Source organism: Tenacibaculum salmonis (genome assembly GCF_041053065.1).
Classification (GTDB): domain Bacteria; phylum Bacteroidota; class Bacteroidia; order Flavobacteriales; family Flavobacteriaceae; genus Polaribacter; species Polaribacter pacificus_A.
On the sequence record NZ_JBFCVV010000001.1, the window covers coordinates 1,331,034 to 1,346,278 of the forward strand.

At 29.3% G+C, this 15,245-nt stretch carries 14 protein-coding genes; 5 read left to right on the forward strand and 9 right to left on the reverse strand.

What is annotated here, in order from left to right; all coding sequences use genetic code 11:
* Positions 1-44 precede the first annotated feature (44 nt).
* Entirely contained in the window at positions 45-1,250 is a 1,206-nt protein-coding gene (locus AB0T67_RS05760) for a Pycsar system effector family protein (RefSeq protein ID WP_369219513.1), read from the reverse strand.
* 144 nt (positions 1,251-1,394) lie between these two features.
* Here AB0T67_RS05760 and msrB point away from each other — a divergent pair, with 144 nt between their 5' ends.
* From msrB to AB0T67_RS05785, 5 genes are read left to right on the forward strand one after another with little or no spacing between them, the layout of a single operon-like run.
* Positions 1,395-1,841 carry a peptide-methionine (R)-S-oxide reductase MsrB gene (gene msrB / locus AB0T67_RS05765; RefSeq protein WP_369219514.1) on the forward strand — a complete coding sequence of 149 codons (447 nt, stop codon included), beginning with the start codon at positions 1,395-1,397 and terminating at the stop codon, positions 1,839-1,841.
* 14 nt (positions 1,842-1,855) lie between these two features.
* The gene (msrA, locus tag AB0T67_RS05770; RefSeq protein ID WP_369219515.1) at positions 1,856-2,395 is read left to right on the forward strand and encodes a peptide-methionine (S)-S-oxide reductase MsrA; all 540 of its coding nucleotides are present in this window, start codon (positions 1,856-1,858) and stop codon (positions 2,393-2,395) included.
* A 38-nt stretch (positions 2,396-2,433) separates the two neighbouring features.
* Positions 2,434-3,999 carry a protein adenylyltransferase SelO gene (locus AB0T67_RS05775; RefSeq protein WP_369219516.1) on the forward strand — a complete coding sequence of 522 codons (1,566 nt, stop codon included), beginning with the start codon at positions 2,434-2,436 and terminating at the stop codon, positions 3,997-3,999.
* A gap of 41 nt (positions 4,000-4,040) precedes the next feature.
* On the forward strand, positions 4,041-7,718 hold the full coding sequence (locus AB0T67_RS05780; RefSeq protein ID WP_369219517.1) for a metallophosphoesterase: 3,678 nt from the start codon (positions 4,041-4,043) through the stop codon (positions 7,716-7,718).
* 10 nt (positions 7,719-7,728) lie between these two features.
* Complete coding sequence (locus AB0T67_RS05785) at positions 7,729-8,100, forward strand: DUF423 domain-containing protein (protein WP_369219518.1); 372 nt, start codon at positions 7,729-7,731, stop codon at positions 8,098-8,100.
* On the opposite strand, the gene AB0T67_RS05790 is transcribed toward AB0T67_RS05785, so the two are convergent.
* From AB0T67_RS05790 to AB0T67_RS05825, 8 genes are all read right to left on the reverse strand, one after another.
* On the reverse strand, positions 8,093-8,941 hold the full coding sequence (locus AB0T67_RS05790) for a hypothetical protein (protein WP_369219519.1): 849 nt from the start codon (positions 8,939-8,941) through the stop codon (positions 8,093-8,095). The two genes, AB0T67_RS05785 and AB0T67_RS05790, sit on opposite strands and share 8 nt — an antisense overlap.
* Before the next feature lie 270 nt (positions 8,942-9,211).
* Entirely contained in the window at positions 9,212-10,912 is a 1,701-nt protein-coding gene (locus AB0T67_RS05795; RefSeq protein ID WP_369219520.1) for an alkaline phosphatase D family protein, read from the reverse strand.
* 85 nt (positions 10,913-10,997) lie between these two features.
* Positions 10,998-11,819 (reverse strand): TPM domain-containing protein, encoded by an 822-nt coding sequence (locus AB0T67_RS05800; protein WP_369219521.1) that lies wholly within the window; start codon positions 11,817-11,819, stop codon positions 10,998-11,000.
* Positions 11,816-12,253, reverse strand: coding sequence for a TPM domain-containing protein (locus AB0T67_RS05805; protein WP_369219522.1), 438 nt, complete (start codon positions 12,251-12,253; stop codon positions 11,816-11,818). The genes AB0T67_RS05800 and AB0T67_RS05805 overlap by 4 nt, the downstream gene beginning before the upstream one ends.
* Positions 12,254-12,259: 6 nt before the next feature.
* The gene (locus tag AB0T67_RS05810) at positions 12,260-12,856 is read right to left on the reverse strand and encodes a LemA family protein (protein ID WP_369219523.1); all 597 of its coding nucleotides are present in this window, start codon (positions 12,854-12,856) and stop codon (positions 12,260-12,262) included.
* A gap of 15 nt (positions 12,857-12,871) precedes the next feature.
* Positions 12,872-13,201: a MerR family transcriptional regulator gene (locus AB0T67_RS05815; RefSeq protein ID WP_271231395.1), complete on the reverse strand. Its 330-nt coding sequence runs from the start codon at positions 13,199-13,201 to the stop codon at positions 12,872-12,874.
* Positions 13,202-13,228: 27 nt separating this feature from the next.
* Positions 13,229-14,197 carry a M23 family metallopeptidase gene (locus AB0T67_RS05820; protein ID WP_369219524.1) on the reverse strand — a complete coding sequence of 323 codons (969 nt, stop codon included), beginning with the start codon at positions 14,195-14,197 and terminating at the stop codon, positions 13,229-13,231.
* Between the two features lie 217 nt (positions 14,198-14,414).
* Positions 14,415-15,245 carry a DUF4249 domain-containing protein gene (locus AB0T67_RS05825; protein ID WP_369219525.1) on the reverse strand — a complete coding sequence of 277 codons (831 nt, stop codon included), beginning with the start codon at positions 15,243-15,245 and terminating at the stop codon, positions 14,415-14,417.

A 15,245-nucleotide genomic window follows, 5' to 3' on the forward strand; every position in this document is an offset into this window, starting at 1 on the left:
ATCAGCAATTTCTGTATTAAATATAGAAATTGCTGATTTTTATTTTATAAAACACTTGCTGTTTCTTGTATTTGAAAAGCCACTACAAAAGCAAGTACACTTATAATAATACCAATCATAAAAACAGTGTAAGTTGTTCTTAGTAATTTATATTTTCTATTTAAAACTAAGCCTAAAAAATATAAATCTTTGGTTAATGAACCGTATAAATAATCACGATCTTTCATCATTTCATTCATTGCCCATTCAAAATCGGGTAAATTCATTTGATGAAAATTTCCAAAAAATAATAAATTCACTTTTTTATTAGCAACATCTTCTTTAGTGAATTTGCCTTGTGTTACATTTGGTCGGGTGGCAATTATTGATAAAATAATAGAAGCAACTGTAAACAATATAAAAATTAACGACGGAATTATTAAATAATGATTCGTCGGATTATCTAATTTTGGAATTAAAGTCGATAAACTCATCGAAATAATAATAGCATTTACTGATAACAAAATATTTGCTTTCGTATCTGCAATATCGCTTAAAGTAATATGATTTCTTAAAGCAACACGAAACATAGTTTCAATACCTCTTTCTGGTAATTCTACTTTGTTTTTCTTAAAAGCTAACTCCTCTTTTTTATATTGTAACTTCTTACTTTCTTGCTGTATTTTATGTTGATTTTTTAATAATTCAGCTAAATTTTTACTTGCTATTTTACTCCAATTTTTAACTGCAAAATCTGTGTAAAAACGGTGTTTTGTTAAAAATTTAATATTTTCTTCTAGCCAATTTTCATCAGAAAAAACAACTACTTTAGTCAGCTCCCACTCTTTTCTTAATAATAATGTATAATCGCTAAAATTTTTACTTCCTAAATGAGCGCAATCAGCATCTTTAATTATTTTTTCTAATTCAGTTTTCGGTTTTTCACAAATTTTTGTTGCTAAAATTAATTGTGAAACTTCTAAAATAATAGCTTCAGAAACACCTTGTTCTTTTAAAAAATCTGTTGCTATTTTAACACTTTCTTCTTCATGATTTTCTATTGATTTTGTATAACCAGTATCATGAAACCATGCTGTTAACAGTAAACTATTCGATAATTCAGTTGTTAATTCTGCTTCTTTTATTAATTCTTTCGTTTTTGCTACTACTCGTTGTGTATGAAATACATTATGATATATAAATGAAGTATCTAATTTTTCATTTAAAAGAGTAACAACAAAATTTTCAGCTTCAATTAATAAATTTTCCATCAAAAAGATTTTTTGCTAAATTAAGGATATTATTCTACTCTTATTAATTGTAATTTTGACAAGATTAAAACGACTCTATTACTACCAATATATAAGATTACAGAAAAAACAAATTATTACAATTAATCACCAAAATATTTTAAGATGCTTACTTGGAAAAATATTATTCACTTTGCAGTAAACGGAAACCCAACACCAATAAAAAGAGTTGAAAAATCCGAAGAAAAATGGAAAGAATTATTAACAGATGAACAATTCAGAATTACCCGTTTAAAAGGAACTGAGCGTCCTTTTTCTGGAGAATTATGTACTGCTTATGATCAAGGAAAATACAACTGTATTTGTTGCGATACTCCTTTATTTGATTCTACTATTAAGTTTGATTCAAGCTCTGGATGGCCAAGTTTTACCCAACCAATTACCGAAAATGCAATTAAATACCATAGAGATATTACTTTCGGAATGGTACGAGTAGAAGTTTTATGCAATAGTTGTGATGCACATTTAGGACATGTTTTTCCTGATGGTCCTGAACCTAGTGGTTTAAGATATTGCATCAATTCGGAATCAATGATTTTAAATAAAAATTAAAATAATTCAATTTAATGACTAATCAAAATTTACAAATAGCCACTTTAGGCGGTGGATGTTTTTGGTGTACAGAAGCAGTTTTTCAGGAAGTAAAAGGTATTGAAAAAGTAGTTTCTGGTTATGCTGGCGGAAATGTTCCTGGGCATCCAACATATAGAGAAGTTTGTAGCGGATTAACAGGACATGCCGAAGTAATTCAACTTACTTTTGATGCTAATATAATTTCGTATCAAGATATTTTAATAATTTTTATGACAACTCACAATCCGACAACCTTAAATCAGCAGGGGGCGGATAAAGGAACTGAATATCGTTCTGTAATTTTTTATCATAATGAAGCTCAAAAAGAAATTTCAGAAATTGTTTTAACTGAAGTTGCTCCTTTTTATGAAGATAAAATTGTTACCGAAGTTAGTTCATATACTATTTTTTATGAGGCAGAAAAAGCACATCAAAATTATTACAGACAAAACCAAACACAAGGTTATTGTAGTTTTGTTATTTCGCCTAAATTAACAACACTTCGGAAATTACATGCTCATAAATTAAAGTAATTTACCTTAATTTTGTCAATCCATTTATCCAAAAAATAATGAAGCTTAATATTCAAGATACTTTTACAAAAGAATTACCTGCCGATAAAATTTTAGAAAATAACCGAAGACAAGTTTTAGATGCTTGTTTTTCGTTTGTTGAACCTAAAAAAACAGCAAATCCGAAGTTACTTCATGTTTCCCAAGAAATGTTAACAGCAATTGGATTAACTGAAAAAGATGCTAAATCAGAAGATTTTGTAAATATTTTTACAGGAAATAAAGTCTTAGAAAACACGCATCCATTTGCGATGTGTTATGGCGGACATCAATTTGGAAATTGGGCAGGGCAATTAGGCGATGGTAGAGCAATCAATTTAACCGAAGTTGTACACAATAATAAACGTTGGGCAATACAATTAAAAGGTGCTGGAGGAACTCCATATTCAAGAACTGCAGATGGTTTGGCGGTTTTACGCTCATCGGTAAGAGAATATTTATGTAGCGAAGCTATGTTTCATTTGGGCGTTCCAACAACACGTGCTTTATCGTTGAGTTTATCGGGTGATGACGTATTAAGAGATATGTTATACAACGGAAATCAAGCCTACGAAAAAGGCGCAATTGTAAGCCGTTTAGCACCAAGTTTTATCCGTTTTGGAAGCTTTGAAATCTTATCCTCTAGAAAAAATCATCCTGCTTTAAAAACATTAGCAGATTATACAATCAAGCATTTTTACCCTGAAATTACATCCGAAGGAAAACAAAAATATCTTGATTTTTTAACCGAAATAAGAAACCGAACTATCGAAATGATTGTCGATTGGCAACGTGTTGGTTTTGTTCATGGCGTTATGAATACCGACAATATGTCTATCCTCGGATTAACCATAGATTATGGTCCTTACGGATGGTTAGAAGGCTACGATGCTGGCTGGACACCAAATACAACCGATAATCAGCATAAAAGATATCGTTACGGAAATCAATCGCAAATTGGTATTTGGAATTTATTTCAATTAGCAAATGCCTTGTTTCCACTTATCGAAGAAGCGCCGCCTTTACAAGAAATTTTAGATGAATATACTGATATTTATCAAAAGAAATATTTAGAAATGATGACATCTAAAATCGGTTTATTTTCTGAAGATGCTAACGATTATGAATTAATTGGACGCTTAGAAGAAACGCTACAATTAACAGAAACTGACATGACGCTTTTCTTTAGAAATTTAGCCTTAATTTCTTCAGATGATACTTTTGAAACTGCTTTTGATAAAATAAAAATTGCATTTTATACGATTATCGAAGTTAAAGATGAAATAAAAAATCATTGGCAAGATTGGTTTCATCGTTATTTAAAAAGATTACAACAAGAAACTTTTTCTGATTCAGCAAGAAAAGAAAAAATGAATGCTGTAAATCCGAAATATGTATTGCGAAATTATATGGCACAATTAGCTATTGATGATGCCAATAAAGGTGATTATAATTTAATTGATGAATTATATGAGTTGTTAAAAAACCCTTATGATGAGCAACCAAAACACGAAAAATGGTTTGCAAAACGACCAGAATGGGCTCGTAATAAAGTTGGTTGTTCTGCTTTAAGTTGTAGTTCTTAAAGTTATTTTTTTATTTATCAATTAGAATAATAAAGAAGAATATGAAGTTGAAAAATTTACTATTTTTTTTCACCATTAATCTACTTATTGGCTGTGCAACTTTTAAAGCTCAATATGCAGATAAAAACGTTGTGAAAAATATTGAAAAAGAAAAAAACAAGCTAAATTCTGATAAAAAAATCGCTCATACTTTTTATTTAATTGGTGATGCTGGAAATTCTGATTTAGGAAAAATATCGCCTGCATTAAAATATTTAAATAAACATATTGATACAGTTTCTGAAAATTCTACGTTACTTTTTTTAGGTGATAACGTTTATGAAACAGGCGTTCCATCTCAAAAATTAAAAAAATATGCGTTAGCAAAACATCGAATTAAAGTACAAACAGATATCGCTAAAAAATTTGCTGGTAACTCAATTTTTATCCCAGGAAATCATGATTGGTACAACGGTTTAGATGGCTTAAAAAGACAAGAAAAATTAGTTGAAAAAGCAGTAGGAAAAAACTCATTTTTACCTGAAAATGGCTGTCCATTAAAAAAAGTAAGTATTTCAAAAGATGTCGTATTAATTATTGTCGATACGCATTGGTATGTTACTAACTGGGATAATCATCCTAAAATAAATGATAATTGCAATATAAAAACACGGAAAAAATTCTTTGATGAATTTAAAGGATTAATTAAAAAAGCAAGAGGAAAAACAACAATTATTGCCATGCATCACCCGATGTTTACCAATGGTTCTCACGGTGGTTATTATTCATTTAAAAGTCACATGAGCCCACTTCCTGTTTTAGGAACATTAAAAAATATCCTAAGAAAAACCACTGGTATTGCCAATGTTGATTTACAAAATAAAAAATATAACGAACTTAAAAAACACATTGTAACTTTAGCTCAAGAAAATGAAAAAACCATTTTTGTATCTGGTCACGAGCATAGTTTACAATACATTGTTGAAGATAATTTACCACAAATAATTAGTGGTTCAGGATCAAAAAGTAGTGCTACTAAATTAGCTGGAGGTGCAAAATTCACTTACGGAAGTCAAGGTTTTGCGCAATTAGATATTTATAAAGATGGAAGTTCTAATGTTCGTTTTTATTCTGTAAATGAAAATAAAGTAGTTTATCAAACTACTATTTTCCCTTCGGATAAAAACAAGAATTTCATTACCTATCCTTATCGAAATATTAAAGAAAAATCGGCTAGTATTTACAGTGATAAGGAAGTCAAAAAAACAAAAGCATTCGAATATTTTTGGGGAAAACGTTATCGAAAAGATTTCGGAACAAAAGTAACAGCACCAACTGTAAATTTAGATACTCTTTTTGGCGGATTAAGACCTGTTAGAAAAGGTGGTGGAAATCAATCTAAATCATTGCGCTTGCGCGATAAAAAAGGACATGAATATGTAATGCGTGCTTTGCGTAAAAATGCTGTTCAATATTTACAAGCAGTTGCTTTTAAAGATCAATATTTAAAGGATCAATTTGATGATACATATACAGAAAACTTATTATTAGACGCATTTACAGGCTCGCATCCTTACGCACCTTTTACCATCGGAACGCTATCTAAAGCTGCTGGAATTTATCATACAAATCCTGTTTTATATTATATTCCAAAACAAAATGCATTGGGTTCTTTTAATACTGAATTTGGCGATGAATTATATATGATTGAAGAACGTGCCGCTTCTGGTCATGGAGATAAAGCAAGTTTTGGTTTTTCTGATAAAATAATTAGTACGGATGATTTATTAAAAAAATTAGCTAAAAGTGAAAAACATATATTAGATGAACCTGCTTATATAAAAGCTCGTTTGTTTGATATGTTAATTGGCGATTGGGACAGACACGAAGACCAATGGCGTTGGGCTGTTTTTAAGGAAAATGAACACACTATTTATCGCCCTGTTCCTAGAGATAGAGATCAAGCTTTTTCTATTATGGGGGATGGTTTTTTATTAAATATCGCTACCAGAATAACTCCTGATTTACGCTTGATGAAAGCATATAAAGAAGATTTAAAAAGTCCGAAATGGTTTAATTTAGAGCCGTATCCTTTAGATATGTCTTTAATTAGTCAGTCAGATAAAAAAGTTTGGGATACTCAAGTAAAACATATTATAGCTACAATTACAGATGAAATTATAACAGAAGCTTTCAATAATTTTCCTGATGAAGTGCAAGGTGAAACAATTAAAATCATCAAGAAAAAATTACAAGGAAGAAGAAAAAATCTACAAAAAATATCTGATATTTATTTTAATCATATTAATAAATTTCAAGTAATTAAAGGAACTAATAAAGATGATTGGTTTGAAATTAATCGATTGCCAAACGGACAAACAAACGTTACTGCCTACAGAATTAAAAAAGGAGAAAAAGGAGCTGTTTTTCATCAAAGAACTTATAATCATTCTGAAACTAAAGAAATATGGATATATGGTTTAGATGATGATGATGTTTTTGTAGTAAAAGGTGATGGAGATAATCTAATTAAACTTAGAATTATTGGTGGTCAAAACAATAATAATTATAATATCAAAAATGGTAAAAAAGTAAAAATTTACGATTATAAATCAAAGAAAAATACTTTTATCACCAATAAAGGACGTAAAAAATTAACAAACGATTACGAAATAAACATATACGATTATAAAAAATTAAAGAATAACACCAATGTTTTAGTGCCTATTATTGGTACAAATCCTGATGACGGTTTTAAAATAGGTGTATCTAATACCTATACAACTTACGGTTTTGAAAGAAATCCGTTTACAACACAGCATAAAATTTCTGGGGCATATTATTTTGCTACCGATGGTTTTGAATTAAATTATTCCAATGAATTTGCAAATATTATCGGTAATTGGAATTTAGGATTTAACGCAATGTACACAAGTCCTAATTATGCTATAAACTTCTTCGGATTTGGAAATAATTCTATAAACTTAGAGGCTGATAATCTTAAAGATAAAAACTATAATCGAGTTAAAATCAGAAAATTAATTGCAGGTTCTTCTATTCATTGGAAAAGTGATTTAGCTGCTGAAATAAAATTAGGAATTAACTATCAATCATTTAAAATTGATGAAACTTCTGGTCGATTTATCACAACACAAACAATGAATTTTGACCGTCAAAACTTTTTAAATGCCGAAGCTAGTTATACTTTTGAAAACACTGATAATCCTGCTTTTACTACTATGGGAATGAAAACCGAGTTACAGGTTGGTTATACTTCAAATTTGAGTAATAAGAACAAGTTTGCATATACAATTCCATCTATTTCTTTTGATTACAAACTAATTTCTAGCGGTCAATTAGTGCTTGCTACAAAATTTAAAGGACATCTTACTTTTGGTGATGATTTTGAGTTTTACCAAGGAGCTAGTTTAGGAGCAAATAACGGATTACGCGGATATAGAAACGAACGTTTTACAGGTAAAAATGCTTTTTATCATAGTACTGATATTCGTCTAAATTTAACCACTTTAAAAACAAGTTTAGTTCCTTTATATATTGGAATTTACGGAGGTTTTGATTATGGTAAAGTATGGATGAAAAATATGGATTCTGATAAATGGAATACCTCTATTGGTGGAGGTATGTTTTTTAATACTGCAAATATGATGACAGCTAAAGTTTCTGCATTTAATAGCCAAGAAGGCTTACAAATAGCTTTTTCTTTAGGTTTTAATTTTTAATAATAATAATATGATTACACAACAAATAGTATTAATATCAGGAGCTTTATTTGGAGGCTTATCGGTAATTTTTGGTGCTTTTGGCGCACATGCTTTAAAGAAAATTTTATCAGAAGAACAATTAAACTCGTTTGAAACAGGCGTAAAATATCAAATGTATCATGCTATTGTTTTATTGTTTATAGGAAGTTATTTCCCTACTCCAAATCAATTTATGAGTTGGGCTTTTATTATAGGAATTATTCTATTTTCTTTTAGTATTTACGGATTAGTTTTATCCTCAGTAAAAGGAAAAAAAATGAAATTTTTAGGACCAATTACACCTCTTGGCGGTTTGTTATTAGTTATCGGCTGGTTATTATTATTGTTTTCCTTTATTTAAGCGAAAACTCATATAACTTCCCTCCTGTTCCATGTGCTTTTTCATCAGCAATATAAAGGGTATTATTATCTTTAAAAGTGACACTTTCTTTTTGAGATATATGCCCTAATGAAAATTCTTTAATATTTCCAGAGAAAAAATCATCACCAATAAAATCAGTCAATATAAAAACCGATTGACTATTTAATAAGGCTATTTTTTTTCCATCAGAAGATATTGCTGCTGCGGTAATCCAACAAGGTAAAACATTACAAGTTTCAAAAGTTGAAATACGCTTTGCTACATGATTCCCTTTTTTAGCAGGAATTTTATATAATGTTGTTGTTCCGTAATTATTTTTAACTCTGCTTTTAGTGAAAATATATAAAAATCCGTTTTTATATAGTAAACTTTCGGCATCAAAAAAACGCTTTTTCTTTTTAGGAGGAAAATTATTTTGTGAAGCATACGAAAACTTAATTTTTTCTACATCAACAATATCTTTTTCTAATAAATCTTGATGATTTATTTTAAGGATTTTTAAATTTTTACGCTTGTTATCATTATTTCCAAAATCGGCAATATATAAATTTCCTTTTTCATCAGAAGCAATATCTTCCCAATCGTTATTTTTAGCATTTACAGCAACTTCACGGATAATTTTACCTTTGTTATCAACGCCATAAATAATAGACTTATTTCCGCTATCATTAAGCATCCAAAGTAATTTTGAATGTTTTATTTGTTCAATTCCTGAAACTTCTTCTAATTTTTTTGGTAAATTAATAAGTACTTTTAATTCGCCAAAATTTTCACAACTAATTAGTGAAATAAAAGCAAGACACATCATTATTTTTTTCATAAAAAAACACTGTTATTAAACACAATGATACGATTTTATTCTTTAGATAAAAAGCTTCATTATTTATATAATTTTAATATGTTGTAAAAAAACCTAGCCCCGATTGAAGCAATTGTTTGAGCTCTTTTTTATTTTTTTCTTTTGAAAAATAAAAAAAGCGAGTGCGGAAAGCGGGAAATTGCTTCAAAAAAATATTTAAAAACAAAAAAGTTCCTCAAAATAAATTTTAAGGAACTCTTTTTAATATTGTTATTCTTTTACTTTACATGTTTAAACCGTTACACTATGCCCTATTTCTGTGGTGTAGGTTTCGTTAGTTACAGTATTTACATAATTCCAATTTGAAACTACGGATGCTTGATTTATATGCAATTCCATAAAACCTCTTTTTGAAAAATCACTATAATTTAAATCATCTATTAAAAGCTGTAATGCCTGTTCTAGTTCTAATGCTCCTGCGCCTAAATACTTTTCTAAACCTGGTGATGATACCGAGCTTGTTGCCAATTCTACGCCTACTTTTTCACCGCTTGCATTAGTTAAATCACTTTGCCAAGCATTGTGAGTATCGCCTGCTAAAACAACTACTTTTTTATTTTTAAAGCTTGCTAAAAGCGCTTCTCTTTCCATAAAATACCCATCCCAAGCGTCTAAATTATAAGGTAAAATGGTTTTTATTCTGGCTATTTCTTGAGGGGTTAAACTTGGGTCTTTTTTCAAAAATCTTGTTTTGATAATCACCAATTCGGTAATAGCTTTCTGAAAAATACCAAAAGTCTCTGCCGATGCTCCTCCAGCTGCTGCTTCTGCAGAAACACGGGCTAAAATTGGTAACAATTCGGCAGGCATTAACATTTTACCCATTAAAACTTGTTGCCCTATAATTTGCCAACTCGAATTTGATGATGTTATTTGATTTGTAAACCACGTTTTTTGAGTCGTTCCTAACATGGTTCTGTTAGGATTTAGCCATTCTTTTTGAAAAGAAGCAACGTCAAATTCTCCTTTTGAAGTGTAAAAATTAGCGTATTCTAATTGTTTGTCACGCCCTATAATTCGGGTATCTAATAAAATTAAATCGACTAAATTTCCTATTTTTAAATTTCTGTAGATAATTTCATTATCCGCAATATTCGTCGTATTTGGTAAATATTCACTGTATGCTTGTAGAGCACTATTTTTTCTAGCAGTATAACTTCCTTCGTTTTCTTGATGATTTTCAGCACCACCTTTATACGAATCGTTTGCTACTTCGTGGTCATCCCAAATACAAATAAATGGTTTCTTTTGGTGTAAATCTTTTAGCTTGCTATCTGAACGATATTGACGGTAACGAGTTCTGTAATCGTCTAAAGAAATTAGTTCACCTTTTGGATTTGGCGTTCTAAATGAGCCATAAGTATTTTCGCCATATTCATAAATATAATCGCCCAAATGAACTACAACTTCGGCTTCCGATTTGTTGATTGCTTCATAAACATTAAAATATCCGTAAGCATAATTTGCACAAGAAGTTACAGCTAATTTTACATCGGTAGTTTTAGCTCCAAAAGTTAAAGTTTCCCCTATTACAGAAGTTGTTTTGTCTTCAATATTGATAAAACGGTAATATAATTTTTGATTTCCGGCTAAATCTTTTACCTCAACAGCTAATGTATAATCACGAGAAGCATCTGTTATCACTGTCGATTCACGTACAATATCTTTAAATTCTTTGTCTTTTGATACTTGCCAAACTATTGAAGCCGATGGTTTATTGGTTGTATAACGTGTCCAAATAATTACTTGAGAATTTGTAGGATCGAAACTTGCAACGCCTTCATTAAAGTTTTCTTCGGATAAATTAGTAGGAATTGGGTTTGTTATAGGGTCATCATTATTACAACTTATAAAGTTTGCTGCAAAAAGTATTCCTCCACTTGCTAAAAGAGTATTTTTTATAAAATTTCTCCTTTTAATATTTATTGCCATCTATTTTTTGCTAAATTAATTTTCAGCAAAAGTAATTATGCTAGTTTTCCTTAAAGTTAATTTAAGTTTATACTACATACTAATTCTACCAACCTCCAGAAGCTCCTCCACCTCCAAAACTACCACCACCAAAGCCTCCTCCGAAACCTCCGCTTCCAAATCCACCACTTGATGAACCTCCAAAACTTCCACCTCCGAAGCTACCACGACCTGAATTAGTTAAAATTATTGTTTCTAAAATACTACCTGTAATATCTCCTTTTCTTGAACGACTTCCTCCACCTCTATTATTTTTATTACCTCTAAATATGATAATAAAAAAAATAATTATAATGATAATAAATAAGATTGGTGGAAAGCTAAATCCTTCAGTTTCTTTTTTTCGAGTACCTTGATATTCGCCATTTAACGTTTTAAAAATAGCATCTGAACCTTTATCTAAACCTGCATAATAATCACCTTGTTTAAAAGCTGGAATAATATTTCTTTCGATAATTCTTTTAGATGCAAAATCAGTTAATAAATGCTCAGTTCCTTTACCTGCTTGAATAGATATTCTACGATCTCCTCTTGCTAATAAAACAAAGACACCATTATCTTCTTTTGCCTGTCCAAAGCCCCATTTCTCTCCCCAATTAGCGGCTAAATAATTAATATTTTCACCTTCGGTGGAATTGATAATAGCGATGACTATTTGAGTAGAAGTCGTATCTGAATATTTAATTAATTTACTTTCTAAACGAGATTTTTGCGCACGAGAAAGTAACCCTACATAATCGTAAACACTAGTTTCAAATGCTGGTTTTTCTGGAATTTTAAATCCTTGAGAAAAAACAGTTTGAATACTTAAAAGTAAAAAAGTTAAACTAAAAAATAAGGCTATGTTTAATGTATTTTTTTGAATCATCCTTTAGATATTTCATTCGACAATTCATTTTCATCATCAATTTGCCAAGGAAAATGAGCCTTTAATTCTTCTCCAGCTTTTAAAACTCCTGTAACAATTGCTTGTTTAAAATTTCCTTTTACAAAATGAACTTGCATTGCATTTTTTGTAGTATCCCAAAAATTTTCAGGTACTGCTTTATGGATGCCTTCATCACCATAAATAACAAATCTTTTATCATTTACAGCGACGTAAATCAATACTGAATTTCTAGCTTTAGTATCAACCATTTTTAACAGATGAAACACTTCTAATGTTCGCTCAAAAGCATCTTTATTAGCGGATGCTTCTATATGAACTCTAATTTCACCAGAAGTATTTTTCTCTGCAATTTGAATAGCAGAAATAATTTCTTGTTCTTCTTCAATAGTAAGAAAATTTTCTACTTTAGACATTTATTTTTATTTAAAATTAAAATTGATATTTGGTGCATTCTCTGAACCAGCATCTGATTTATAACGATTCATTTCATCAAAATTAAAAAGACCAGCTAATAATGATCCTGGAAACTTTTTTATTAATTTATTATAAATATTTACACTTTCGTTAAAACGATCACGAGCGACATTAATTCTATTTTCAGTTCCTTCTAATTGACTTTGTAATTCTAAGAAATTTTTGTTTGCTTTAATATCAGGATAACGCTCAACCGACACTAATAATTTAGATAACGCTCCACTTAAACCAGCTTGTGCTTTTTGAAATTGCGCCATGTTTTCTGGTGTTAAATCTCCTGCATTTATATTTACGGAAGTTGCTTTAGCTCTTGCTTCAATAACACCAATTAATGTGCTTTTTTCAAAATCTGCAGCTCCTTGTACTGTTTTCACAAGATTTCCTACTAAATCATTTCTACGTTGATATGAACTTTCTACATTAGACCAACTTGTTTTAGCATTTTCTTGATACTCTACTGCAGTATTTTGAAAACCTACTCCCCAGTTGTATAATCCTAAAGCAATTACTGCTACTATAATTATAGGTATAAATTTTTTCATCTTTCTTTTTAATTTTTATAGTTGATTTTTAATTTTTTGTAAAGTTGCTTTTATAGCTTCTAATCTACTAATAATTTCGTGATTATTTATAACATCGGTTGGGTTTATCTTTAATTTTTGTTTTGCACCTTCTAAAGTAAAACCTCTTTCTTTTACTAAGTTAAAAATTAATTTAAAATTATCAATATCCTCTTTAGTAAATAACCTATTTCCTTTAGCATTTTTTTTAGGTTTAATAACATCAAATTCTTGCTCCCAAAACCGAATTAATGACACATTAACACCAAAAGCTTTAGAAACTTCTCCAATTTTATAGTATCTCTTTTCAGGTAATTCTACATGCATTTATAAAGTATTCTTTGTCGATTTTAATTAATCGTATGATTGTCCTTTTTGTTGTGATGCTTTTTGCATTGCTATAAATTCTTCGGGTGTTAAATCTCCATAATAATAATAAATAGGATTTACTGGTCTACCGTTTTTATGTACTTCATAATGTAAATGAGCAGCAGCCGAACGACCTGTATTTCCTACATAACCAATTACATCTCCTCTTTTTACTTTTTGTCCTTGTTTAGCTTTTATTTTACTCATATGTGCATAAACCGTTTCATACCCGTAACCATGATCTATATAAACTACATTACCAAAAGTAGCACTACGATGTGCTTTTTTTATCCTACCATTTCCTGATGCAAAAATAGGTGCACCTGTTGGCGCTGTAAAATCCATTCCGTTATGCATTCTCCACGATTTTAAAATAGGATGTAATCGCATACCATAACCCGAAGCCATTCTTTTTAAATCTTGATTTTTTACAGGTTGAATTGCAGGTATTGAAGCTAACATTTTTTCTTTTTCTTTAGCTAAAGTAACAATTTCATCTAATGATTTTGATTGTACTACCATTTGTTTAGATAAAATTTCTATTTCTCTGGTAACATTCGTAATCATTGCCGTATTTTTAAAACCTTCTAAATGTTTATATCTATTTACACCACCAAAACCAGCAGTACGTTGTTCTTTAGGTATCGGACTTGCTTCAAAATAAGTTCTATAAATATTATCATCTCTTTCTTGCAATTCTGATAAACGTTCAGATAACATTCCTAATTCTTTAGACATCAATTCTGCATGCAACTTAAAGTTTTCAAGTTCTCGTTTCTGAGATCTTTCGTTAGGTGACATTAAAAACTGACTGAATCCAATAAAACCAAAAAAAGCAATTAATAATACACCAACAATTATTAAGAAAGATTTCTTGTATGTTTCGCTTTTTTTAGACTCTACTTTTCTATATGATAACGTTTCAGGGTCGTAATGATATTTTACTTTCGCCATAATACTAAATGTAATATTTTGTACTTATTAAACAGACTGTTTTATTTAAAAACATTGTCTATAACACACAAATTTACAAAATGTTTTAAAACTACTTTTATTTAGTTGTTTTTTAATGATAATTTAACAAAAAACCTAAATAAAAAAAGGAACGTTAAAAAACGTTCCTTTTATATTTTTATGTGCTTTATCACAATTACAAAAAATTATAATTTATTTAAAAATCTTGTTTTTTAATAGTTGGATTAAATAATCCGAAAAAACCTAATTCCTTTCTTCCAGTCTTTTTATTTACAATATTACCTTCTAAATTAGCAGGTGGACCAGAAAATAATTGCGAAAAGAAATCTCCATCTTCAATGTTTTGCGTTTCTAATTGAATTAAATAACTTTTAAAAAAATTATAATTATTAAAACTTATGCTTGATATTTCAACTTCTACACTTTTTGATGTATACTCTATTTCAGAAGAAGCATCTTCACCTTCTTCAAAAAACACATCATTTTCTATATAAAAATCAGTAAAAACAAAATCGCCTTGTTCATTATAAAACTTATAAGTTATTAAATAAAAATCTTTTTGATCTCCTAAAAAATCTTTAAAAGTTACACGTGTATTTTCATTGTTTATAGTAATGCTTTTCACCTCAACTTTTTCTTTAAATAATTCAGGAACCGACTCTAAAATAGTACCATCTTCTAAAATTATTTTTATCCAATAATAATTATTTACTATTGGAATAAACTGATTTTCCATAGCATACTTTCCATCTTTTTCATCTAAGACTAATAAATCGGCTATTTTTGTATCTAAAATATTTTCTGCTTTAGTATATAAAGATACTTTTGCTGTATTAATTGGTTTTTTAGTTATTACATTTACAGGTACAGTTTGTTGTATATCTACATAAATAAAATTATTTTTTGTTATTCCTCCTCTTATTATTAAATGAGGTTCGTATATATTATCTAACGGAATAGTTTCAGAGCAACTAAAAAAAGTAATTATACTTATTAAAATTATGACTAGTATATATGATGATTTCAT

What these genes read in the sequence shown, in the direction of transcription:
- AB0T67_RS05760 (WP_369219513.1), bottom strand. Translation starts at nt 1,250, where the DNA reads ATGGAAAATTTATTAATTGAAGCTGAAAATTTTGTTGTTACTCTTTTA.
- msrB (WP_369219514.1), top strand. Translation starts at nt 1,395, where the DNA reads ATGCTTACTTGGAAAAATATTATTCACTTTGCAGTAAACGGAAACCCA.
- msrA (WP_369219515.1), top strand. Translation starts at nt 1,856, where the DNA reads ATGACTAATCAAAATTTACAAATAGCCACTTTAGGCGGTGGATGTTTT.
- AB0T67_RS05775 (WP_369219516.1), top strand. Translation starts at nt 2,434, where the DNA reads ATGAAGCTTAATATTCAAGATACTTTTACAAAAGAATTACCTGCCGAT.
- AB0T67_RS05780 (WP_369219517.1), top strand. Translation starts at nt 4,041, where the DNA reads ATGAAGTTGAAAAATTTACTATTTTTTTTCACCATTAATCTACTTATT.
- AB0T67_RS05785 (WP_369219518.1), top strand. Translation starts at nt 7,729, where the DNA reads ATGATTACACAACAAATAGTATTAATATCAGGAGCTTTATTTGGAGGC.
- AB0T67_RS05790 (WP_369219519.1), bottom strand. Translation starts at nt 8,941, where the DNA reads ATGAAAAAAATAATGATGTGTCTTGCTTTTATTTCACTAATTAGTTGT.
- AB0T67_RS05795 (WP_369219520.1), bottom strand. Translation starts at nt 10,912, where the DNA reads ATGGCAATAAATATTAAAAGGAGAAATTTTATAAAAAATACTCTTTTA.
- AB0T67_RS05800 (WP_369219521.1), bottom strand. Translation starts at nt 11,819, where the DNA reads ATGATTCAAAAAAATACATTAAACATAGCCTTATTTTTTAGTTTAACT.
- AB0T67_RS05805 (WP_369219522.1), bottom strand. Translation starts at nt 12,253, where the DNA reads ATGTCTAAAGTAGAAAATTTTCTTACTATTGAAGAAGAACAAGAAATT.
- AB0T67_RS05810 (WP_369219523.1), bottom strand. Translation starts at nt 12,856, where the DNA reads ATGAAAAAATTTATACCTATAATTATAGTAGCAGTAATTGCTTTAGGA.
- AB0T67_RS05815 (WP_271231395.1), bottom strand. Translation starts at nt 13,201, where the DNA reads ATGCATGTAGAATTACCTGAAAAGAGATACTATAAAATTGGAGAAGTT.
- AB0T67_RS05820 (WP_369219524.1), bottom strand. Translation starts at nt 14,197, where the DNA reads ATGGCGAAAGTAAAATATCATTACGACCCTGAAACGTTATCATATAGA.
- AB0T67_RS05825 (WP_369219525.1), bottom strand. Translation starts at nt 15,245, where the DNA reads ATGAAATCATCATATATACTAGTCATAATTTTAATAAGTATAATTACT.